The following is a 24,298-nucleotide window of genomic DNA, read 5'->3' as shown; positions in this document are numbered from 1 at the left end:
GGCCATGCGCATCCGACAACTGCAACTGCTCAAGTACGGCAAGTTCGATGGCACGTCCGTCGAATTTCCCAAGGCCGCGTGCGATTTCCACGTCATCGTCGGGCCGAACGAGGCTGGCAAGTCGACGGTTCGCAATGCGATTTCCGAGCTGCTGTTCGGCATGCCGTTGCGCACGAAGCTGGACTTCAGGCACGCGCTCACCGAGATGCGCCTGGGCGGCACGCTGGAGGGCGAAACCGGGGACACGGAGTTCCACCGGGCCCGGGGCAGAACGCCGCTGCGCACGCCGGCCGACGACACGCTGCCCGAGAACCATCTCGCGCCGTTCCTGGGAACCGCCGACAAGGCCTTCTTCGAGCAGATGTTCTGCATGGACCACGAGCAGTTGGTCGAGGGCGGCAAGAGCATCCTCGATGGCTCGAAGGACGTCGGGCGCGTGCTGTTCCAGTCCGCAGCCGGCATTGCGAGCCTGGGCCCTGTGCGCGAGTCGCTGGAGAAGCAGGCGAGCGGCCTGTGGGCGCCTCGCAAGGCCAGCAGCGACTACGCGCTGGCGGCCCAGCGCTTCGACGAAGCCAGCACCGAGCTGAAGAACGCGCAGGTCAAGACGAAGGTGTGGAGCGAAGCCAAGAGCGCGCTGGACGAGGCGGTGAACGAGATCGCCACCGAGGAGGCCCGGCGCCTGTCGCTGGAAACCGCTCGCTCCCAACTGGAGCGGGTGCGCCGCCTCGCACCCTTCCTGCTCAAGCTCAAGACCCGAGAGGCGGAGCTGGCCGAGTTGAGCGAGTTGGGCGATGTGATCGAGTTCCCGGCCAGCGCCCTCGCGGACCTGAGCGCCGGCGGGGCCGAGCTTTCATCGGCCGAAGCACTTCTGCAGGCACGCGCCATGGACGTGAAGGCGCGCCGGCAAGCGTGCGACGAGGTGTCGTTCGACGGCGCCGCGCTGGCGTTCCGCAAGGACATCGAAGCGCTCGATGCCATGCGAAGCCTGTGCGCGAACCATCCGCGAGATTTGCCCTTGCGGCAGGCAGAAGTCGACCGGCTTCTCGAAGAAGCCAAGGCCGCCGCCGCCCAACTGGGGTGGCCGGCGGATGAGGCGGGCATTCGCGCCAGCCTGCCGACGGCGCTGGCGCTGAAGGCGGTTTCCAACCTGCTGCGCGACCGTGGCGCTGTGCATCAGACGATGCGCAGCGCCGAAGAGGCGGTGCAGCAGAAAACTGTGGACCTCGACGGCTACCTGGCCGAGCTGGAAGGGCTTCAGTCGTCGGAAGTGCCCCTGAAATTGCGGCAGGCACTCGACGAAGCATTGCCGCTCAAGGCCAGCGGCGCCAGGCAGCGGAGCCTGGGCGCCGGAGTCGATCAGGCGGGCGCGAGGCTGGGCCATGCGCTGGCGGCCTTGGGCCGCTGGAGCGCGCCGGTCGACAGGCTGCGCGCCATGGAGGTGCCGTCCACCACGCGGATTTCGTCGCTGCAACGCCAGCGCCATGAAAGCGCGACGGCCTGCACGCATGCGCGCGAGAAGCTGGACGCGTCCCGCGCCGAAGCGGACCGGCTCGAACTCGAAGTGGCGCATTTCGAGCACGCGCACAAGGTGGTCACGCCGACCGAGGTGCATGAAGCCCGAACGAGCCGCGATGCGACTTGGACGTCGATCAAGCGCGGTGATGTGCAGGTTGCCACGGGTGCGCCCTCGCTCGATGCGGCCATCCGGCTTGCGGACGAGCTGGTCGATTCGCAACTCGGCACAGCGACCGATGCCGCGACTTTGCAGAGCATCCGGCAGCGGCTGGAGCAGGCGAGGGCGGATGCCTTGCGGCACGCACAGTTGCTCGCCGACCGCACGGCCGAACTCGAACAGCTCGATCTGAGCTGGGCAACGGCCGCCTCTGCTGCCGGCTGGACGGGCATGCCGCTGGACGATGCCGCCGATTGGCTCGACAAGCGCACCGAGGCGCTCGACGCGCAGGAAGCGCTGGAGCAACGGCAGCACGATCTGGACGAGGAGGTTTCTTCCTCGCGCCATGCACGCGAGGCACTGGTTTCTGCGTTGAAAGACGCGGCCGTTGCCGCGCAGGACGAAGGCGACCTCGCGGCGCTGTGCACTGCTGCCAGTGTTCATGTGAGCCAGGTCGATGCAACGCTTGCGCGAAAGAGCGGCTTGCAGCAACAGATGACGCAAGCGCAACGCGCGCTGGAGGGCTTCAAGGCGAATGCCGAATCGGCCACGCGCCAGCACGAGGCATGGGCGCTTCAATGGTCCGCAGCGCTTCAAAGCGCCAAGCTGCAGGCGGCCTCCGCGACCTTCGCCGAAGCCGAAGGCGCGGTCGAACTCGCGAACGAGGCGGCGGACCGGCTCGACAAGGCGGACGGCATTCGCCGCGAGCGCATCGACACCATGCGGGCCGACCTGGAAAAGCTGGAAGCCGAAGCGAAGCGGCTGGCAGCGCAACTGGAGCCGGACCTGCTCTCGCTCGGCGATTGGCCCGAGGTGTCCAGGCGCCTGTCGCAGCGCCTTCAGGAAACGGCCAGCGCGGCGCAGAAGGCCGGGCTGGCCGATGCCGCGCTGCTCACGGCGCAATCGCAGGAAAGCGATGCAGAACTTCGTGTGCGCACGGCACAGGCGCGGCTGAAGCCGTTGCTGGAACTTGCCAGCGTCGAGTCGGCGCCCGAGGCCGTTCCGCTCGTGGAGCGTTCCGACAGGCAACGGGCGCTTCGCAAGGAGCTTGCCGAGGCGCGCGAGGCGCTGATCCAGGACGGCGATGGACTCGCCCGCGAGGCCATCGAAGCCGAAATCTCCGAATACGCCCCGACGGAGGTGCTCGGGCTGCTGGAACAGGCCCGCAACGACCTTGCCGCGGTGACCGAGCGCCTGAACCTGCTGGTGCAAAAGCGCGTCAACGCGGAGCAGGCGTTCTCCGCCATTGCAGGCCAAGCCAACGCCGCGACCGCCGAGGCAAGACGGCAAGAGGCATTGGCCGCGATGGGCGAAGTGGCCGAGCAATACCTGGAAGTCGCGACGGCGGGCAAGCTCCTTAAATGGGCCATTGACCGGTACCGCGACCGCAAGCAGGGCCCGATGCTCCAGCGCGCCAGCGCGGTGTTCAGCGAACTCACGCTGGGCGACTTCACCAAGCTGGGCGTGGACTACGAGAAGGACACGCCCGCGCTGTATGCCCGCCGCAAGGGCGGGCAGGTGGTGGAGGTCTCGGGCCTGAGCGAAGGCACGCGCGACCAGCTCTATCTGGCCCTGCGCATCGCCGCGCTGGAGCTTCATCTGGAGAACGCGAAGGCGCTTCCCTTCGTGGCCGATGATCTCTTCGTCAACTTCGACGACGGGCGGGCGAAGGCTGGCCTGAAGGCACTGCGCGAGTTGTCGCAGCGCACGCAGGTGGTCTTTCTCACGCACCACGATCACCTGTTGCCCTTCGTGCGCGAGGTGTTTGCCGATGGCGTGAACATCATCGAACTTCAAAGAGACACAGCGGATGCGGGTTGAGTTGAGGAACCTCCGGGCGCAGCGGCCCTCTTACCCAGTTTTTCTGCTTCCTCTTCTTCCTTCTCGATGAATGAAATCCGCAATACCGCCGCCGAACTCTCTCGTTTCCGTCGCCGTGTGGTGGTGGTCGGCTGCGTGGTGCTGTTCGGCTTCGGGCTGATCGGCGCGCGGCTGGCATTCCTGCAGGTCGTGCGCCATGAAGAGCTGGCGGACAGGGCCGAGAGCAACCGCACGGCCATCGTGCCGGTGGTGCCCAACCGGGGGCAGATTCTCGACCGCAACGGCGTGGTGCTGGCGTCGAACTACGCGGCCTACACGCTGGAGATCACGCCATCGAAAGTGGGCGACATCAACGCGGCCATGGACGAGCTGGGCGCCATCGTCGAAGTCACGCCCAAGGACCGGCGCCGCTTCCATCGGCTGCGCGAAGACTCGCGCAGCTTCGACTCCATTCCGATCCGCACGCGCCTGAGCGATGAAGAGGTGGCGCGTTTCGCGGCGCAGCGCTACCGCTTCCCGGGCATCGAGATCAAGGCGCGGCTGTTCCGCACCTACCCGCATGGCGATGTGGCTTCGCACGTCATCGGCTACATCGGCCGCATCAACCAGCGCGAGAAAAACGCGATGGACGACTGGGAAGAAGAGGAACGCGCCAACTACCGGGGCACGGACTACATCGGCAAGCTGGGCATCGAGCAGAGCTACGAGAAGGCCCTGCACGGCCAGACCGGCGTGGAGCAGATGGAAACCTCGGCCGGCGGGCGCGCCATCCGCCGCCTGGCCCGCCACCCGGCCACGCCGGGCCAGACGGTGATGCTGTCGCTCGACATCAAGCTGCAGAAGCTGGTGGAGGACATGTTCGGGGACCGTCGCGGCGCGCTGGTCGCCATCGACCCCAAGACCGGCGAGGTGCTGGCCTTCGTGAGCAAGCCGACCTTCGATCCCAACCTGTTCGTCGAAGGCATCGACACCGAGAGCTGGAAGGCGCTGAGCGAATCGATCGACAACCCCTTGCTGAACCGCGCGCTGCGCGGCACCTATCCGCCCGGCTCGACCTACAAGCCCTTCATGGCGATGGCCGCGCTGCAGACTGGTGCGCGAGCGGCGAACAAGGTCGAGAACGACCCGGGCTTCTACAACTTCGGCGGCCGTACCTTTCTCAGCCACCGGGGCGGGCTGGGCGGTGTCGACATGCACCGCGCCATCCAGTTCTCGAGCAACACGTATTTCTATTCGCTGGCCAGCGAGATGGGCGTGGACATGATCCACGACTTCATGGCGCCACTGGGCTTTGGCCAGTTCACCGGCATCGACCTGCAGGGCGAGTCGCGCGGCGTGCTGCCGAGCAAGGCATGGAAGCGCGCGGCCTACCGGCGCCCCGAAATGAAGACCTGGCACGCCGGCGAAACCATTTCGCTGGGCATCGGCCAGGGCTACAACAACTTCACGATGCTGCAGCTCGCATCGGCCAACGCCACGCTGGCGAATGGCGGGGTGAGCTATCAGCCGCACCTGGTGCGGGCCATCAGGGACACGGTCAGCGGCGAGGTCGTGCGGCAACTGCAGCCACCGGCGCAGGACCTGGGCTATGCGCGCAAGCATGTCGATGTGGTGCGCGATGCGATGGTCGCGGTCACGAAGGGCGGCACGGGCACCCGCGTGTTCGCCGGTGCCGCGTACACCTCGGCCGGCAAGACCGGCACCGCGCAGGCCGTGAGCCTGGGGCCCAAGGCGCGCGCCAGCGGCAAGGCACTGGACGAGCGGCAGCGCGATCACGCGCTCTACATGGCCTTTGCGCCGGCGGAAAACCCGACCATCGCGGTGGCCGCCATCGTCGAGAACGCGGGCTTCGGCGCGGCGCATGCGGCGCCCATCGTGCGCCGGGTGTTCGACTACTGGATCGCCGGGCAATACCCGAACGAGGCCGACATGGCGGCGGTCCGGGTGGGGAAGGCCGCCGCGCCCATCGGCAAGCCCTTGTCGGCGAGCGACGTGCAGGCCCTGGAGGATCTTGCGGCGGCGGAAGAAGGCGGCGAGGCGTCCTCGGCGCTCTGAGTCACCGGGACTCGGGGAGAGAGACGGCGAAGAAGGCGCTCAGCCGACCGCCTTGATGAGCCGCTCGCGCCCGGCCTTCGCCAGCATCGAGGCGACCGCGCAGGACGCGAGCCGTGCCGGCTCGGAGTCGGCGCGGCTCGTCAGGATCACCGGCACCTTCGTGCCCAGCACGATCCCCGCGGCATAGGCACCGGCCAGGAAGGTCAGGCTCTTGGCCAGCATGTTCCCGGCATCCAGGTCGGGCACGATCAGCACGTTGGCACGGCCCGCGACCGGCGAGGTGATGCCCTTGATGCGCGCCGCCTCGTGGTCGATGGCGTTGTCCATGGCCAGCGGGCCATCGAGCTGCGCGCCGGTGATCTGTCCACGGTCGGCCATCTTGCACAGCACGGCGGCGTCGAGCGTCGAAGGCACCTTGGGGTTGACGGTTTCCGTGGCCGAAAGCAGCGCCACGCGCACAGCCGGCATCCGCAGCGCATGCGCAAGGTCGATCGCGTTCTGCACGATGTCGACCTTTTCCTCGAGCGTGGGCGAGATGTTGATCGCCGCGTCCGAAATGATCAGCGGCTGCGAATGGCCGGGCACGTCCATCACGAAGCAATGGCTGATGCGGCGCGAGGTCCGCAGGCCGCCTTCGCGGCGCACGACCGCGCCCATCAACTCGTCGGTGTGCAGGCTGCCTTTCATCAAGGCATCGACCTCGCCACGCAAGGCCATGGCAACCGCCAGGTCGGCGGCGGCATGGCTGTGCGGCGCATCGACGATCACGAGGTCCGAGAGCTGCGCGCCGATGGCATGCGCTGCAGCCTCGATGCGCGCGCGCGGGCCGATCAGCACGGGCGCGATCAGCCCCAGCCGCGCCGAAGCGAGCGCCGCTTCGAGCGATACCTCGTTGGTGGGGTGGACCACGGCGACGCGCAGCGCGGGCAGCTCGCGCGCGGTGGCGATCAGGCGGTCGTAGTGCGGATGGGTGGCGGGGGATGAAGAGGCCATGCGGGCTTCGGAGGCAGGTTGCGGCCGGTGCGAGGCGGCCGGGCTCGGAGGGGGTGGATGGGGAGCGCAGGCGCAATCTACCACCCAGGGGTGGAGAGCTGCCGCATATGTCCTTCTCTTTTGTCCATGAAATTAAATAGAAGGACCTCGATCCGAAGCAATTTAGAAGGAATTCCTTGTTTTTGAAATACTTTAGGACACAGGTAACTCAGTATTTCTTGTGGTCTGGAAAATCAATCGGCCGGACAAAAAACAGGGAGCATGAAGTTTTATATTGACGATGGTTTCTAAATTTTCAAAAACCTGACGCAGGAAATTTGATTAATTCTTAATGACTATGTGTCAAAGAGTTGAAGGTCGACATCCACGCGCTTTCTATCGTGGCAAATATTTACCGTTTGCCCTCTGAATCTGAGGGGTTCCGAGGCACGGAGGTGAGGGTAGTTTCAAGCGCATGAACGGTTTTGCATCTGCGAATACCGACGACCTAATTTGTTTTTTGGAAATTCCAGAAGATCAGAAAAATGCTGCATTGCACCGTACAAGCAATGAGATTTTTTCCGATGCACAAGTGGTAACTCGTGGTTACCATGAATGTCGAGGAGCCTGGAATTAATTCCTGAAATGCAATTGTTGGCGCGACCTCAGTACTCCCGTTTTGGTGCGTGTCGGGGTACAGGTGTGGTCCGGGCACTTCTTCATGCACTCAAAAAGCAAGAGGCGCAGCGCTTGCGATGCGTTCAAAGGAGGGCCGGAGATGAACAGAACTCACCGCGTCATTTGGAATCTGGCACTCGGCGCCTGGGTGGCCGCGCCTGAAACGGCCAGGTTCAAGGGCACGGGCCGGGGCAGCACCACGCGCCGCTCTCGCGGTGCGCGCGCACGGCGCAGGTTGTCGGCCCTCGCTGCGGTCCTCGTCCTGCCGCTTTTCAGCAGCGCGGTCTATGCGGCCTGCACGCCGGCGCCAGTCGACGGCGGCACGGTCGATTGCACAAGCACCGGGCTGACGTACAGCGCCACCGCCAACAACCTGACCCTGAACCTGGGCCGCGGCGCGAGTCTCAGCGTTCAGCCGCTGCTGGGCGGCGCCGCGCTGAGCCTGACCGGCAATGGCATCACCCTGAACAATGCGGGCACCATCGATCCGTCTCTGGGTGGCGCGCTGAGTCTTATTGCAACCGGCGCCGTCATTGGCAACGCCGGTGCCCACACGATCAATGTGAACAACCAGGCCGACGGCCTCATGCAAGGCACCAGCAACCTGGGTTCGCTGTTCAGCCTCGGCGGCATGGCTTTGGAGGTGCGGAACGGCGTGGGAGGAGTCACCAATATCCGCAACGACGGCACCATCAGCACGTCGTTGCTGGGGCTGGGTCTGGGCGTGCTTGCGGATGCTCCCGACGTGGCGGTTCACGGCGGCGGCCAGGTCAACTTCATCAACACCGGCACACTGACCGGCCGCGTGGGTTTCCAGGCGTCGGGCGTTCCCGGTCCAAGTACACCCACTTCAGGCAATACGTTCATCAATGCGGGCACGATCAGCGGCTCGGTGTCGCTGGGCGCGGGCGGCGCCAGCAACACCTTCACCGCGGTTTCCGGTTCGAACGTCAACACCGGAGGCGGCGTTTTTCTTGGCGTCACGATCGGTCCGGTCGGCTTCGCGGCGACCGGTGTCGTCGATGGCGGCGCGGGAGGCGGCAACACGCTGGTCTTGCAGAACTCCGCGACTGACCCGGGCGCGGGCACGACTGGCGCGGCGACTGACATCAGTGCCACTGTCTATCAAAATTTCCAGCACCTCACCGTCAACAGCGGCACCTGGAATCTGAAGGGCCCGGTGGTCAGCGGCGATACCGTCATGAGCGACGGGCTGGTGACTTTCGACAGCGGTACGGCTTTCGGCACGGGCATGTTCAAGGTCAATGGCGGCGCGATTTCCGCGTTCTCGGCCGGCCTGTCGCTGAGCAACAATTTCTCGCTCGACACCGGCAGCCTGACGCTGGGGGGAACGAATGCCTTCACGCTGTCGGGCGCGTTGTCCGGCCCGGGCGGCCTGGCTGTCAACAACACCGGCACGGTCACCCTCAGCGGCGCCAACGGCTTCACCGGCGGTACCGCGCTCAATGCCGGCGGGCTGATGTTGGGCAACGCGAACGCTCTGGGCACGGGAGCGTTGAGCGTCGGCGGCTCGGCCACGCTCGACACCTCGGGTGCATTCACGCTGTCCAACAACCTGGTCTTGAACACGGGCGCGTCGCTGACCTTGCCGGGCAGCAATGCGCTGAGCCTCAACGGCTCGTTGTCCGGTGCGGGCAACCTGATCAAGAACGGCGCCAGCACCCTGACCCTGGGCGGCGTCGACACGCACACCGGCAGCCTGTCGATCAATGGCGGCGGGTTGGCGCTGGGGGCCAGTGCAAGCCTGTCGGCGGGCAGTGCGATCAACCTCTCGGCAAACACCAACCTCGATCTGTCATTGGCCGCCAATCAGACCATCGGCTCGCTGGGGGGCGCCGGCGGCACCGTCAATCTGGGCGGCACGACCCTGACCCTGAATGGCGTGGGCAGCAACAGCTTTGGTGGCGCCATTGTGGGCACCGGAGGGCTGATCAAGAACGGCACCGGCACGCAGGGCCTGAGCGGTATCAACAGCTTCGGTGGCGGCCTGGCATTGAATGCCGGCGTCCTGCAGTTGGGCAATGCGGGCGCGTTGGGGGCAGGCGCCTTGACGGTCGGCGGCGCAGCCACGCTGGACGGCACCGTGTCGTTGAGCCTGGCCAACAACGTGACGCTGGACGCCGGTGCTTCGCTGACCTTGGCCGGTGGCCAGCCGCTGACCTTCAGCGGCGTCCTGTCGGGGCAGGGCAGCCTCGTCAAGAACGGGGCGTCGCTGCTGACCCTGAGCAGCGCCAATGGGTTCAGCGGCGGGCTGACGCTGAACGCAGGCGGCGTGTTGCTGGGCAATAACGGCGCGCTGGGCACGGGCACGTTGACGGTCGGTGGGGCCGCGAGCCTGGAGGGCACCGGGCCTTTGAGCCTCACCAACAACGTGTCGTTGGCTGCGGGCGGGGTGCTGACCTTGCCGGGCGCCCAGCCGCTGAGCTTCAGCGGCGTCCTGTCGGGGCAAGGCAGCCTCGTCAAGAACGGGGCGTCGCTGCTGACCTTGGGCAGCGCCAATGCCTTCGGCGGCGGGTTGACGGCGAACGGCGGTGGTCTGCTGCTTGGCGACAGCGCCGCGCTGGGCACCGGCGCACTGACGGTCGGTGGCGCGGTCACGCTCGACGCAACCGCGGCACTGAGCCTTGCCAACAACGTCACGCTGGGTGGCAGCAATTCGCTGACCTTGCTCGGCAGCCAATCGCTGGCCTTCAACGGCGTGTTGTCGGGCACGGGCAGCCTGATCAAGAACGGCGCGTCGACGTTGACACTGAACAGCGCCAACACCTTCACGGGTGGCCTTGCGATCGGCGCGGGCACGGTGGCGCTGGGGGCGAGCGGCCGTCTGGCGGCGACCGGCGCGGTCGACCTGGGCGGCATCGGCGCGACCCTCGATCTTTCGGCGAGCAGCAACCAGACCATTGGCGATCTGTCGGGCGTTACCGGCACCAACATCTCGATGGGCGCGAACACGCTGACCTTCGGTGGGCTGGCCAATCTGAACTTCGGCGGCGTCATCAGCGGCAGCGGCGGTGTCGTCAAGCAGGGCGCGGGGACGCAGACGTTCACCAGCGCCAACACTTTCACCGGTGGCCTCACGGTCAACGCAGGCACGTTGGCACTGGGGGCCGGCGGCAGCCTGGCGGCCACCGGCGCGGTGAATCTGCACGGGGCCGGTGCGGGCTTCGATATTTCCGCTGCCGGCAACCAGGCCATCAATGCCTTGAACGGCATCACCGGTACCAATGTCTTGCTGGGCGGCAACACGTTGACGCTGGCCGGTACGGGCGACGCCAGTTTCAGCGGCGCGATCGCAGGCGGCGGCGGGCTGGTCAAGAACGGCTCCGGCGTGCAGACCTTGAACGGCGCGAGCGGCTTCGGTGGCGGCACCGTGCTGAACGGCGGCGGCCTGATCGTCGGCAACAACGCTGCGCTGGGTGTCGGTGCATTGACGGTCAACGCCGCCGCCACGCTGGGCGCGAATGGTCCCGTCAACCTGGGCAACAACATCGGCCTTGCCTCCGGCGCCGGGTTGACGGTGCAGGGCAGCGGCGCATTGACGCTCGGCGGTGTCGTCTCGGGCGCGGGCGGCCTCACGCTCAACAGCAGTTCTACCCTGACCCTGGCAGGCGCCAACACCTACGGCGGCGGCACCACGATCCTGTCGGGCACCCTGGCCGTGGGAGCGGGCGGCAGCCTGTTGTCGACCGGCGCGGTCACGCTGGGCGGCACGGGCGCATTCGACATTTCCGCCGGTGGCAACCAGACCATCGGCACGCTGAACGGCGCATCGGGCAGCGTGAACCTCGGGGGCAATGCGCTGACCCTGAGCGGCGCCGGCAACAACAGCTTCGGCGGCAACATCGGCGGCGGTGGCGGCCGGTTGGTCCTTTCGGGCGCGGGCGTGCAGACATTGAGCGGCACGAACACCTTCGGTGGCGGTGTCACGCTCAACGCGGGAGGCCTGGCTGTCGGCAACAACGCCGCGCTCGGGGCCGGCGTGCTGACGGTGGGCGGCGCGGCCACGCTGGAGGCGAGCGCTCCCGGGATCACGCTCAACAACGACGTGAGCTTGAATGCCGGCCTGACCGTGCAGGGCAACAACGCGCTGACGCTCAACGGCGTGCTCTCGGGTGCCGGCATCCTGACCAAGAACGGCACGTCGGTACTGACCCTGAACGGCAAGAACACCTACACCGGCGGGACCTTCATCAACACCGGCACCCTGGCGCTGGGCGCCGGTGCCAGCCTGTACAGCGGGGGCACCGTGACCCTGGCGACCGGTGCGACCTTCGATCTTTCGGCCGGCAGCGGCACGCAAACATTCGGCACGCTGATCGGTGGCGGCTCGGTCAATCTGGGCGCCAACAACCTGACGCTGGGCGGCGCGACAGACGGCGTGTTCAGCGGCTCGATTGCCGGCACGGGCGGGCTCACCAAAGTGGGCACTGGCAAGGAAACCCTGACCGGCGCCAACAACTTCACCGGCGGCACCGTCATCACCACCGGCACGCTGGCATTGGGCGCGGGCGGCAGCCTGTCGGCGAACGGTGCCGTCACCCTCGGCGGCGTCGGCGCAGCTTTCGACATCTCCGCGGGCGGCAACCAGGCCATCGGCGCGCTCAACGGAGCCGTGGGCAACGTCAACCTCGGCGGCAATACGCTGACCCTCGGCGGCGTGGGCAGTGCCAGCTTTGGCGGCGTCATCGACGGTGGCGGCGGCCTCGTCAAGACGGGCACCGGAATACAGACCTTGAGCGGTGCCAACACCTTCAGCGGTGGTGTCGCGCTCAATGCGGGTGGCCTTGTCGTGGGCAACATCAGCGCGCTGGGCGCCGGCGCATTGAGCGTGGGCGGCTCGGCCACGCTGGATGCGACCGGAGCCATCACGCTGGGCAACGACGTGAACCTGTCGGCCGCCGCGGGGCTGAACGTGCTCGGCACCAATGCGCTGACGCTGGGCGGCGCAATCTCCGGTGGCGGCAGCCTGACCAAGAACGGCAACGCGACCCTGACGCTGACCGGCGCGGGCACCTTCAGCGGTGGCACCAACATCAATGCGGGCACCCTGGCGTTGGGTGCCGGTGGCAGCCTGTCGTCGACGGGTGCGGTCAGCTTGAGCGGCACCGGCACCCTTGACATTTCTGCCGGCGGTGCGCAGGCCATCGGCTCGCTGGCCGGCGCTTCGGGCAACGTGAACCTCGGCGCGAATGTGCTCACGCTGGGCGGGGCAGGAGACACCAGCTTCGGCGGCACGATCATCGGTGCCGGCGGCCTGGTCAAGACGGGCAACGGCGTGCAGACGCTGGGCAGCGCCAACGGCTTCAGCGGCGGTGTCGCGCTCAATGCGGGCGGCCTGGTCGTGGGCAACAACGCGGCGCTGGGCTCCGGCGTGCTGTCCGTGGGTGGCGCGGCAACGCTCGATGCGAGCGCGTTGGCCACGAACCTGACCAACAACGTGAACCTGGCGGCGGGTGCCGCGCTGGACGTGCTCGGCAGCAACCCGCTGACCTTGAGCGGCGCAATCTCCGGTGCGGGCCGTCTCGTCAAGGATGGCGGCGCGACGCTGACGCTGAACGGCGCCAACAACAACCTCAGCGGCGGCGTCACGCTCAATGCGGGCGGCTTGCTGCTCGGTGGCAACGGCGCGCTCGGCACGGGCACGCTGACGGTCGGCGGTACCGCTTCGCTGGACGCGGGCGCGCCGTTGAACCTGGCCAACAACCTGAACCTGAACACGGGTGCGAACCTGACGCTGCCGGGCACCGGCGGTGCCGTCACCCTGAACGGCACGATCACCGGCGCAGGCGGCTTGAGCAAGGGCGGCACATCGACGCTGACGCTGCAGGGCAGCAACAACGCCTTCAGCGGCGGTGTCGCATTGAGCGGCGGCGGCCTGGTGCTGGGGAACAATGCCGCACTTGGGACCGGCCCATTGACGCTGACCGCTTCGGCCACCCTGGACAGCACCGGCATCCCGTTGAGCCTTTCCAACAACGTCGGCCTTGGCGCGGGTGCGAGCCTCACGCTGCCGGGCGGCAATGCGGTGAATCTGGGCGGCACGGTTTCCGGCGCCGGCGGCATCGTCAAGGACGGCGCATCGACATTGACGCTGGGAGGCGCCAACACCTACGCGGGCGGTACCGCGCTGAACCAGGGGCGCATCGACCTCGGCAGCAGCCAGGCGCTGGGCACCGGGCCGCTGTCGATGAGCGACGGCACCACGCTGGGCATCAGCGCAGGCGGTGTCGTCATCCCGAACGCCGTGCAGATCACCGGCGGTACGGGCGCCGTCATCGACACCACGGCCCTCAACGCCACGCTGAGCGGCGCGATCACCGGCACGGGGCCGATCGCCAAGCAGGGCACCGGCACCCTGACCCTTTCGGGGACCAACACCTACACGGGTGCCACCAACGTGGCCCAAGGCACGCTGGCGGCCGGCGCGCCGGCCAGCTTCAGTGCGGGGTCTGCCTACAGCGTGGCCACCGGTGCCACGCTCGATCTGGCGGGGTTCAGCCAGACCGTGGCCTCCCTGTCCAACGGCGGCACGGTCTCCCTTGCGGGGGCCGCGCCCGGCGCGACGCTGACCGTCAACGGTCCGTACACCGGCAACAACGGCGTCCTGCGCCTGGGCACGGCATTGGGCGACAGCGCAAGCGCGAGCGACCGGCTCGTTCTCAACGGGCCCGCCGCGACCGTTGGCGGCAAGACCAGCGTGCAGATCGTCAATCTCGGTGGGCTGGGCGCGCTCACGAGCGGCAACGGCATCGAGATCGTGAGCGCACAGAACGGTGCCACCACCACTGCGCAAACCACCAAGGACGCCTTCGCGCTCGCGGGCGGCCACGTCGATGCGGGGGCTTACGAATACCGGCTCTATGCGGCCGATGCCAACGGCGCCGGCCAGAACTGGTACTTGCGCACCGATGCCTCGCCCACCACGCCGGGCGTGCCGTCGCCGGGCCTGCCGGCCTACCGCGCCGAAGCGCCGCTCTATGCGGCCTTGCCCAGCCAACTGCGCCAGGGCAACCTGGCCATGATCGGCAATCTGCACCTGCGCATGGGCGAGGACGACGTCAAGGGCGGTGCGAGTGCCCCGTCGTCCGGCCTTGCCGGAGGGGACCGCCGGGCATGGGGTAGGGTGATTTCCACCGACATCGACATCCAGCAGCGCGGCACGGTCGCGCCCGGCAGCCGAGGCCGCCTCACCGGGTTCCAGGCCGGCACCGACCTGCTGGTCACATCGAACTGGCGCGCCGGCCTCTATGTGGGCCAGCTCGACGGCAACGTCCGCGTGCGCGGCTTTGCCAGCGGCATCGACAACCTGCGCGTGGGCACCAACGACTTGCGCAGCCAGTACCTCGGTGTCTACGGCACCTACACGAACGGCAGCGGTTTCTATGCCGATGCCGTGCTGCAGGCCGGGCGCCATCGCTACACCGTGGAGCCCCTTCTCGGTGCCGGCATCGGGGGCAAGGGAAGCAGCCTGCTGGCCTCCATCGAAGTGGGGCAGGCTTTCCCGCTGGGAGGCAGTGGCTGGAGCATCGAGCCGCAACTCCAGCTCATCCACCAGCACCTGAGCCTGGACGATGCAACGCTGAGCGGCGCCCGGGTGCAGCAGCGGCCCGAGAGCGGCTGGATCGCGCGCGCGGGCGTGCGGGTCAAGGGCGAGATCGACACCCGCATGGGCATGCTGCAGCCCTATGGCCGCATCAATGTCTTCAAGGCGTCAAGCGGCACGGACATCGCGCGCTTCGTGAGCCCTGCGGCCGTCACCGACATCGCGAGCCCGATGGGCAGCACCAGCACCGAGCTGGCCGGCGGCTTCACGCTGGCGCTGAGCCAGACGACCAGCCTCTACACCGAGGTCGGCAAGCTCTGGTCTTCGGGCGGCAGCGCCAAGGTGAAGAGCAGAATCAACGGCTCGCTGGGCGTGCGGGTGAAGTGGTGATCCGCGTGACGGCGTTCAGTGCCGTCAGAGCGGCGCCATCGGCCGGCGCGCGGAGCGCCGCAGCGCCTGCATCAGCGCCCTGGCTTGCACGCCCGGCTGCCAGTCGGTGCGATGCACGAAATAGCTGGTGGCCGGTGCCAGGTCGCGTGGTCTGTAGGCCTGCAACTGGTAGTTCTGTGCCTGCGACTCCACCAGCCGGCGCGGCACCACCGCAATGCCCATGCCCGCGGCGGCACAGCCCAGCACCGCGCCATAGGTGCTGAACGACAGCACGCGCGAACAGGCGATGCGCCGCGATTCGAGCCAGCGCTGCGCCATGGTGCGGTAGGGGCAGCCTTCGCGAAAGGCAAGGAGCGTCGGTGCATGCGAAGGCGCCTGCGCAAGCAGTTCGGCCGGGTCTTCCTGGGCCACCAGCACCAGCGGTTCGTCGAAGGCCGCTTCGTAGATCAGGCCTGCGCGCTCGGCCGTGCGTGCGGTCACGGCAAGGTCCAGCCGGTGCTGCAGCAGCATCTGCGACAAGGCCGGCTCGGCCTCCACCTCCAGTTGCAGTTCGAGCGCCGGAAAGGCCTGGCGCAAGCTGGCCAGCGCGCCGGGTAGGTGCATGGCTGTCGTGCTTTCCATGGTGCCCAGCCGCAGGCGCTGTACCGCAATAGGCTCGGCGCGCGCGTTGACGGTTGCCTCGTCGATCAGGTCGAGGATGCGCGCCGCATAGGGCAGGTAGCGCTGCCCGGCTTCGCTGAGTTGCAGCCGCTTGCCCAGGCGGTTGAACAACTGGACGCCAAGGCGCTGCTCCAGTTGCTTGAGCCGCGTCGTCACATTGGACTGGGCGCAGCCGAGCATGCTGGCCGCCTTCAGGGCGCCGCCTTCGTCCACCACGGCCTTGAAGGTTTCGAGCAATACACGGTCCATGGCGTTCCTCTGGGTGCAATCGGTTGAAGGATGTAAATCTGATTATCAGATATAGAACATTCAACAGATTCGCTTTCGAGATAAAAACAGGACGTAGCCTGCGCATCCGGTGCCGGCACACACAAGGAGTTTTCATGGCGAACAAGGGGCCGAGCGTCCTGGCGGCAGGCGTCCTTCTCGGCCTGCTGGTGCCGGCACTCGCGCAAGCGGCACGCCCGCTGATGCCGGTGACGGTGTTCATCTTCGTTCTTGGCACGCTCTTGCGCGTCGATCCGGCCACCGTGCTGTCGGTTATGCGACGGCCGGCGGTCTCGGTGCTGCTGCCGTTGTGCGCCATCGTCGTGTGCCCGGTGCTGGCAGGGCTGGCCGGCCATGCGCTGGGCCTGCCGCCTGCGTGGACCCTTGCGCTGGTGCTCGCCTATTGCGCGCCGCCGGCCAGCGGCACTTCGGCCGTGGCCCGCATGCTGGGGCTCGATGCGGCCGTCGCGCTGGTCGCGACCCTGGCGGCGATGGCCCTGGTGCCGTTCACTGCGCCGCTGCTGGCGCAGTGGTTCGGCCGCGACCCGGGCGTTGCGATCGAGCCGGCCAGCCTGGCGCTGCGGCTGCTGTTCCTGGTCGGCACGGCCGAGGGCGTGGCGATCCTGGTGCGCCGGTTCGCGAAGGAGCGCCTTGCCGCCCACGCTAGCGCGATCGACGGCATCGTGGTCGTCGCGCTGCTGGTCTTCGCGCTCGGCACCATGGCCGGCATGCAGCGGTCCTTGCTCGATGATCCGCGCCTGGCCCTGTCGGTGATCGCGCTGGCATTCGCGGCGAATGTCGGCGTGCAGGCCGTTGCGTACCTGCTCACGCCGGGCAGCGTGCGAACCCGCCTCAATGTCGCGCTGCTCATGGGCAATCGCAACGTCGGGCTGTTGTGGGCCGCGCTCGGGTCCGCGGCAACGCCCGCCATTGCGCTGTTTTTCGCGTGTGCGCAGTTGCCCATCTACCTGCTGCCACGGGTCATTCAGAGCTTGCTGCCGCGCCTTGAGTTGCTGGGCGAACGCCGCAGGGCCGCGCGTGAACCGCGAGCTGCGAAATGAATGCCCGAACCATCAACCTCCCAGACCCGTCTCACACCATGACCCTCCTGATCGACACAGTCATTCCCCGCACGCTGCCGCAACTGATCGAGCGCTTTACCGCGAATCCGGTGACACGGATCGAGGCCTGGCTGTTCGAGGACGCGGCGGCCCGCCGGGCGGCCGAGAAAACACTGTCCAAGGCGGGCGTGAAAGCCGTGCTGCGCAGCGCATACAAGCCGCTGGTGCACTTCTTCCTCGAAGAGTTCGACGGCACCGGAACGGGCGAGATCGCGGTTCAGACACCTGCCGGCAAGGGCCAGCGCTTCCGTCTCGAAGCCTATCCATTGGCCGGCCTGATCGGCACGGCAGCCAGGCTGCGCTTCGTCGAGGGCATTGATCTTCAGTCGGACTATCGCGTCACTGCCGACAAGAGGCATTGGCAGGTGTTCGCGCCGAACGACGGCACCGCATCGCCATGCGGCTGGCTGCGCGTCTGGCAAGGCGACACGCTGACCGAAGACGCGGCGCTGCGAACCGAATTCGAGATCGCCTGCGACACAGCGCTCGACGCCGTTCGCAGCCACGCATGGCCGGCCACGCTGCCGCTGTTCGACACGCTCGAAATCGACATCGCAACCACCGGCATCGAGCGCCGGCTCTCGTTTGGCCACGAGACAATCAGCACCTTCGAGGGGCTTCACGAAGACTGCTACTACGGCGCCCTGGAAATCTTCAAGGCGCGCGCAGGCCTGCCCGAGGCCGACCGCACGCTGCAGCCGGGGCAGATCGTTCCGCTGATCTCGCAAGTCGATGGGGACACGCGCGTTGCGGTGCGGCTCACGGCCCATCGCCGCGTCGATCCGCCCGCAGGCGGTGCAGTGGCGTTGGACACCGCCGATCGTTCGCTCGTGCCCTCGCAGGTCGAGCTTGCCGTGGCGGCGCTTCCCGGCGAGCCGTTCTCCGTGACCTCGCAGCAGGGAAGAAAGGTGGCCGGCGTGCATGTGCGCGGCACGCTGCCGGGCCTGGTGGTCACAGCCGGACAGCATGCGAACGAAAGCTCGGGCGTGGTCGGCGCCTTGCGCGCGGCCCGCCACCTGAACGGCCAGCGCGGCGCCCACTACGCACTCGTGCCGCTCGAAAACCCCGACGGTGCGGCGCTCCACCACCGTCTGCAAGAAACGAATCCGGCGCACATGGCGCATGCGGCCCGGTACACGGCATTGGGGGACGACCTGGAGGCGCGGGTCACACCGCCTTTCGGCGAGAAGGCCGCGCGGCTGGAAGCCATCGAGCGCACCGGTGCCCGGCTGCACCTGAGCCTGCACGGCTATCCGGCCCACGAATGGACGCGCCCCCGCGCCGGCTATGTGCCGCGCTACAACGAGTCGTGGACGGTGCCCAAGGGCTTCTTCCTGATCCTGCGCCGCCATCCGGGGCATGACGGCATGCGCTTCCTGAACGCGCTCACTGAAGAGCTGCAGTCCGGTTCAGCGGAGCTTGCCGAGTTCAATGCGGGCCAGCAGCGCATGTGGCATGCCCATGTGGGCGAGCAGCTGTTCGAGCGCATCAACGGCATTCCCTGCATGGTCGAGACCGACGAGCGCTCCACGGTGCCGTTCACGCTGATCACGGAGTTCCCCGACCAGACGCTTCGCGGCCCGGCGTTCCGGCTGGCCCACACGACGCAGATGCGGACCGTGGTGGCTGCGGCCCGCCTGTACTGGAAGGGCCTGCTGGACTGACAAGGCGTGAATAAACCTACTGCGCGTCCCGATCTCGCACCTGCGGTCCTCACCGTACAAAGTACGGCTCCGGTCCTCGATGCAAGCTCGGCACGCTCGCTACGGTTTCTTCACGCCTTGTGGCTCTTTAGACAGTCACCAGTGCGGCATCGACCCGCCGCGCCCGATGGTCGACGTAGTAGCCGCCGAACTCGGTGTAGCGCAGCACCAGCCGCGCACAAGCCACGCACCGGAACACGTCGCAGCGGTTGAACGGAAAGTGCGCGACCGAGATCGGCGCATCGGCCGAGTCGTAGCGCGTGCCGTGCGGATGGAATTCTTCAAAGGTGGGTTCGTCGACGCCATCGGCGCGCAGTGTGTCGACGCGCAGGAGCAGGTCGGCGGGCCAGCGCTCTTCGGTGATGCTTTCCCACGAATTCGCGCGGTGCAGCCAGCAACCGCAGGCGGGTACGGTCGACTGTTCACCGGCTTCGGCGAGCTGCTTCAGTTCTTGGGCGTTCAACGGCATCTATCTTCTTGGGCAAAGGGTGGGGATGCACCGAATATAGCCAGCTACGCCATGGCATTCGCGCCCAAGCCCGCCCGGACGTCGTCGGTTCGGGCCTCGCATCTCGGACTTCGGCCTCGGCCTCCTTCTCGCCCCCGTCAGGTGTAGCGCTTCTCCAGCGCATCCCACTCCGGCTTGCCGACCAGCCGCTGGCGCTCAGCAAAGGTCACGACGAGGCCGCTGGATTCCTGCACTTCCTTTTCGTCGCGCAGGACGGTCAGGGCCTTCTGCATGCCGGCGACGGCGCCCTGCAGCGTGGCATTGGCGTAGAGGACGATGCCGTAGCCCAGCTCGCCCAGGTCCGTGGCGTTGAAGATGGGCGTCTTGCCGCCGATCACCATGTTCATGAGCTGCGGCTTGGCCAGGCGCTGGGGCAGCGAACGGATCTCCTCGGCGCTGGTGACCGCCTCCACAAAAAGAATGTCGGCACCGGCCTCGGCGAATTTCTGCGCCCGCTCGACCGCGGCCTCGAAGCCGTGAACGGCCGCCGCATCGGTGCGCGCCATGATCAGCAGGTCCGGGTCTTGCCGTGCATCGACGGCCGCCTTGATCTTGCTCACCGCTTCTTCGGTGGAGATCACTTCCTTGCCCGAGAAATGGCCGCAGCGCTTGGGCGCCACCTGGTCTTCGAACTGGATGCAGTCGGCACCGGCGCGCTCCAGCGTGCGCACCGTGTGGCGCACGTTCAATGCGTTGCCGAAGCCGGTATCGGCATCGACGATCAGCGGCACCGAGACCGTATCGCGGATGCGCGCCGTGTGGTCTGCGATTTCGGCCAGGCCCATGAAGCCCTGGTCGGGCATGCCGAACCACATGTTGGTGACGCCCGCGCCGGTGATGTAGATCGCCTTGAAGCCCAGGTCTTCGATGACCTTGGCGGACAGCGCATTGAACGCGCCAGGAACGATCAGGCCGCGACGGGCCTCGGCGAGGGACTTGAGTTGCTTGCGGGTGGACATCAGGGAAATTCCATTCAATCAATCGGTCAGAAACTGTCGCCGGGCACACGCACCCAGCCTTCCATCAATACACGGGCGCTTCGGCTCATGAGGGCCTTGGTCACCACCCATTCGCCATCGACCTGGCGAGCCTCGGCGCCGACACGCAGCGTGCCCGACGGGTGGCCGAAGCGCACGGCCTGGCGCTCGCCGCCGCCGGCCGCAAGGTTCACCAGCGTGCCGGGAATCGCCGCCGCGGTACCGATGGCGACTGCAGCGGTGCCCATCATGGCGTGGTGCAGCTTGCCCATGGAGAGCGCGCGCACGAGCAGGTCGACGTCCGCCGCCCTCACGGCCTTGCCGCTGGAGGCGGTGTAGTCGGCCGGTGCCGCGACGAAGGCCACCTTGGGCGTGTGCTGGCGCCTGGCGGCCTCGCCGATGTCGTTGATCAGGCCCATCTTCACCGCGCCATGCGCGCGGATTGTCTCGAACATGGCCAGCGCCTTCGCATCGCTGTTGATCGCGTCCTGCAGCTCGGTGCCGGTGTAGCCGATGTCGCCGGCGTTGACGAAGATAGTGGGAATGCCCGCGTTGATCAGCGTGGCGCGCAAGCTGCCCACGCCGGGCACTTCGAGGTCATCGACCATCTTGCCGGTCGGGAACATCGCGCCGCCGCCATCGCCGTCTCCCTCGTCGGCCGGGTCGATGAATTCCAGCGGCACTTCGGCCGCAGCAAAGGTCACGCCGTCGAGTTCGAAGTCGCCGGTTTCCTGCACCTCGCCTTCGACGATGGGCACGTGCGCAACGATGGTCTTGCCGATGTTGGCCTGCCAGATGCGCACGGTGCACGTGCCGTTCTGGGGCACGCGCGCCCGGTCGATCAGGCCTTGTGCAATCGCGAACGGCCCGACCGCCGCGGACAGGTTGCCGCAGTTGCCCGACCAGTCGACGAAGGCGCTGTCGATGGAGACCTGGCCGAACAGGTAGTCGACGTCGTGCTCAGGCCGCGTGGAGCGCGACAGGATCACGGTCTTCGAGGTGGAGGAGGTGGCCGCGCCCATGCCGTCGATCTGCTTGGCATAGGGGTCGGGGCTGCCGATGACGCGCAGCAGCAGCGCATCGCGCGCCGGCCCGGGTTGGCGTGCCGCCGCGGGCAGGTCCTGCAGGCGAAAGAACACGCCCTTGCTGGTGCCGCCGCGCATGTAGACGGCGGGAATCTTGACTTGGGGAACGGATGCCATGGTGATGGGAATGGTGGTTGTCTTCAGGCGGCCGGCTTGTTCTCGGCCAGGAAGTCTTGCGCAAAACGCTGCAGCACGCCGCCGGCCTCGTAGATAGACACTTCTTCCGCCGTGTCCAGGCGGCAGGTCACCGGCACCTGCAGCGTGTCGCCGTTCTTGCGGCGCACGACCAGCGTGAGGTCGGCGCGCGGCGCGGGCTCGCCGGCCACGTCGTAGGTTTCGGTGCCATCCAGGCCCAGCGTGAGGCGCGTGGTGCCGGGCTTGAACTCCAGCGGCAGCACACCCATGCCGAGCAGGTTGGTGCGGTGGATGCGCTCGAAGCCCTCGGCCACGACCGTCTCCACGCCGGCCAGGCGTACGCCCTTGGCGGCCCAGTCGCGCGACGAGCCCTGGCCATAGTCGGCGCCGGCCACGATGATCAGCGGCTGCCTGCGCATCAGGTAGGTTTCGATCGCTTCCCACATGCGCACGACCTGGCCTTCGGGCTCGATGCGCGCGAGCGATCCCTTCTTCTGCACGCCATCGACCACCGCCATCTCGTTGACGAGCTGCGGATTGGCGAAGGTGGCGCGCATGGCCGTCAGGTGGTCGCCGCGGTGTGTGGCGTACGAGTTGAAGTCTTCTTCCGGCAGGCCCATCTTCGCCAGGTACTCACCGGCAGCGCTGTCCAGCAGGATCGCGTTGGAGGGCGACAGGTGGTCGGTCGTGATGTTGTCCGGCAGGATGGCCAGCGGACGCATGCCGCGCAGCGTGCGCGGCACGGCCGCGAGCGCGCCCACGCCTTCGCTGTCCCAGTAGGGCGGGCGGCGGATGTAGGTGGACTGCGGCCGCCAGTCGTACTGCGGGCTCACCTTCTCGCCGCTGTCCGCGTGGATCGCGAACATGGGCTCGTACACCTTGCGGAACATCTCGGGCCGCACCGAGGCTGCGACGATGGCGTCGATTTCTTCATCGCTCGGCCAGAGGTCGGCCAAACGGATTTCCTTGCCGTCCACCACCTCCAGCACATCGCGCTCGATGTCGAAGCGCATGGTGCCCGCGATGGCGTAGGCCACCACCAGCGGCGGCGATGCCAGGAAGGCCTGCTTCGCATACGGATGGATGCGCCCGTCGAAGTTGCGGTTGCCCGAGAGCACCGCGGTGGCGTACAGGTCGCGCTCGATGATCTCCTGCTGGATCTTCGGCTCCAGCGCGCCCGACATGCCGTTGCAGGTGGTGCAGGCGAAGGCGACGATGCCGAAGCCGAGCTGCTCCAGCTCGGGCAGCAGGCCGGCGTCGCGCAGATACAGCTCCACCGCCTTCGAGCCCGGTGCCAGCGACGACTTGACCCACGGCTTGCGCTTGAGGCCCAGCCGGTTGGCGTTGCGCGCCAGCAGCGCGGCCGCGATCACGTTGCGCGGGTTCGAGGTGTTGGTGCACGAGGTGATGGCCGCGATGATCACGGCGCCATCGGGCATCAGGCCCGCCGCCTCCTGCAGCCGGGCCTCGGCAAGGCCCACGGCGATGTTGCGCTCTGCCAGTTGCGAGGTCGGCAGCCGGCGGTGCGGATTGGAAGGGCCGGCCATGTTGCGCACCACGCCGGACAGGTCGAACTTCAGCACGCGTTCGTAGCTGGCGGTCTTCAGTGCGTCGCCCCAGAAGCCGGCTGTCTTTGCGTAGTTCTCGACCAGCGCGACCTGCGCGTCTTCGCGGCCCGTGAGCCGCAGGTAGGTGAGGGTCTGCTCGTGGATGTAGAAGAGCGCGGCGGTGGCGCCGTACTCGGGGCACATGTTGGAGATGGTGGCGCGGTCGCCGATCGTCAGGCCCAGCGTGCCTTCGCCGAAGAACTCCAGATACGCACCGACCACCTTTTCCTTGCGCAGGAACTCGGTGAGCGCCAGCACGATGTCGGTGGCGGTGATGCCCGGCTGGCGCCGGCCCGTCAGTTCGACGCCGACGATGTCCGGCAGGCGCATCCACGAGGCGCGGCCCAGCATCACGTTCTCGGCCTCCAGTCCGCCGACGCCCACCGCGATCACGCCCAGCGCATCGACGTGCGGCGTGTGGCTGTCGGTGCCCACGCAGGTGTCGGGAAAGGCCAGTCCGTCCTGCACGTAGACCACCGGAGACATCTTCTCCAGATTGATCTGATGCATGATGCCGTTGCCCGCCGGGATCACTTCGACATTGGCGAACGCGCGCTTTGTCCAGTCGATGAAATGAAAGCGGTCTTCGTTGCGGCGGTCTTCGATCTGCCGGTTTTTCTCGAAGGCCTGCGGATCGAATCCACCGCACTCCACGGCCAGCGAATGGTCCACGATCAGTTGCACCGGCACCACCGGGTTCACCTGCGCGGGGTCGCCGCCTTCCGCCGCGATGGCATCGCGCAGGCCCGCCAGGTCGACCAGCGCGGTTTGACCCAGGATGTCATGGCACACCACGCGCACCGGGAACCACGGAAAGTCGCGATCGCGCCGGCGCTCGATGAGCTGCAGCAGGCATTCGTCGAGGATCGCCGGGTCGCAGCGGCGCACCAGGTTCTCGGCATGCACGCGCGCGGTGTAGGGCAGGGTGTCCCAGGCGCCGGGGCGCAGCGTATCGACCGCGGCGCGGGCGTCGATGTAGTCCAGGCCGCTGCCCGGGAGTTGTTTTCTGTAGGGGGAGTTCATCGTGGCGAATCGGTCAATGGGCCCGGCGCAGCAGGCAGGTTGCAGGTTGCAGGCTGCGCC

General features: G+C 67.4%; 11 protein-coding genes. 5 read left to right on the top strand and 6 right to left on the bottom strand.

The genetic code is table 11. From position 1 onward, the window contains the following. Window positions 1-4 precede the first annotated feature (4 nt). A complete protein-coding gene (locus ACSFB7_RS31110) occupies window positions 5-3,493 on the top strand; it encodes an AAA family ATPase (RefSeq protein ID WP_435476193.1) in 3,489 nt (1,162 codons plus the stop codon). Window positions 3,494-3,559: 66 nt separating this feature from the next. After that, window positions 3,560-5,548, top strand: coding sequence for a penicillin-binding protein 2 (mrdA, locus tag ACSFB7_RS31105; RefSeq protein ID WP_435476192.1), 1,989 nt, complete (start codon window positions 3,560-3,562; stop codon window positions 5,546-5,548). Window positions 5,549-5,587: 39 nt separating this feature from the next. On the opposite strand, the gene ACSFB7_RS31100 is transcribed toward mrdA, so the two are convergent. Next, a complete protein-coding gene (locus tag ACSFB7_RS31100; protein WP_435476191.1) occupies window positions 5,588-6,541 on the bottom strand; it encodes a phosphate acetyltransferase in 954 nt (317 codons plus the stop codon). A 757-nt stretch (window positions 6,542-7,298) separates the two neighbouring features. On the opposite strand from ACSFB7_RS31100, the gene ACSFB7_RS31095 reads away from it, so the two are divergent. Further along, window positions 7,299-15,152 (top strand): autotransporter outer membrane beta-barrel domain-containing protein, encoded by a 7,854-nt coding sequence (locus ACSFB7_RS31095; protein WP_435476190.1) that lies wholly within the window; start codon window positions 7,299-7,301, stop codon window positions 15,150-15,152. 24 nt (window positions 15,153-15,176) lie between these two features. On the opposite strand, the gene ACSFB7_RS31090 is transcribed toward ACSFB7_RS31095, so the two are convergent. Next, window positions 15,177-16,061: a LysR family transcriptional regulator gene (locus ACSFB7_RS31090; RefSeq protein ID WP_435476189.1), complete on the bottom strand. Its 885-nt coding sequence runs from the start codon at window positions 16,059-16,061 to the stop codon at window positions 15,177-15,179. A 134-nt stretch (window positions 16,062-16,195) separates the two neighbouring features. Between ACSFB7_RS31090 and ACSFB7_RS31085 the strand changes: the two genes are divergently transcribed. After that, a complete protein-coding gene (locus ACSFB7_RS31085; RefSeq protein ID WP_435476188.1) occupies window positions 16,196-17,140 on the top strand; it encodes a hypothetical protein in 945 nt (314 codons plus the stop codon). A 38-nt stretch (window positions 17,141-17,178) separates the two neighbouring features. Then, the gene (locus ACSFB7_RS31080; RefSeq protein WP_435476187.1) at window positions 17,179-18,864 is read left to right on the top strand and encodes a M14 family metallopeptidase; all 1,686 of its coding nucleotides are present in this window, start codon (window positions 17,179-17,181) and stop codon (window positions 18,862-18,864) included. A gap of 127 nt (window positions 18,865-18,991) precedes the next feature. Here the strand turns inward: ACSFB7_RS31080 and ACSFB7_RS31075 are convergent, their stop codons facing one another. The 4 genes from ACSFB7_RS31075 to acnD all read right to left on the bottom strand — a co-directional run bounded on the left by ACSFB7_RS31075 (window position 18,992) and on the right by acnD (window position 24,238). Beyond that, window positions 18,992-19,372: a hypothetical protein gene (locus ACSFB7_RS31075; protein WP_435476186.1), complete on the bottom strand. Its 381-nt coding sequence runs from the start codon at window positions 19,370-19,372 to the stop codon at window positions 18,992-18,994. A gap of 137 nt (window positions 19,373-19,509) precedes the next feature. After that, window positions 19,510-20,370, bottom strand: a complete 861-nt coding sequence (locus ACSFB7_RS31070; RefSeq protein ID WP_435476185.1) for an isocitrate lyase/PEP mutase family protein — start codon at window positions 20,368-20,370, stop codon at window positions 19,510-19,512. Window positions 20,371-20,396: 26 nt separating this feature from the next. Continuing rightward, window positions 20,397-21,590, bottom strand: coding sequence for a 2-methylaconitate cis-trans isomerase PrpF (prpF, locus tag ACSFB7_RS31065; RefSeq protein ID WP_435476184.1), 1,194 nt, complete (start codon window positions 21,588-21,590; stop codon window positions 20,397-20,399). A 23-nt stretch (window positions 21,591-21,613) separates the two neighbouring features. Further along, window positions 21,614-24,238, bottom strand: a complete 2,625-nt coding sequence (acnD, locus tag ACSFB7_RS31060; RefSeq protein ID WP_435476183.1) for a Fe/S-dependent 2-methylisocitrate dehydratase AcnD — start codon at window positions 24,236-24,238, stop codon at window positions 21,614-21,616. Window positions 24,239-24,298 lie beyond the last annotated feature (60 nt).

This window comes from Variovorax raffinosi (assembly GCF_051216615.1).
Classification (GTDB): domain Bacteria; phylum Pseudomonadota; class Gammaproteobacteria; order Burkholderiales; family Burkholderiaceae_C; genus Variovorax.
This window is presented reverse-complemented; position numbering and strand designations above follow the sequence as displayed.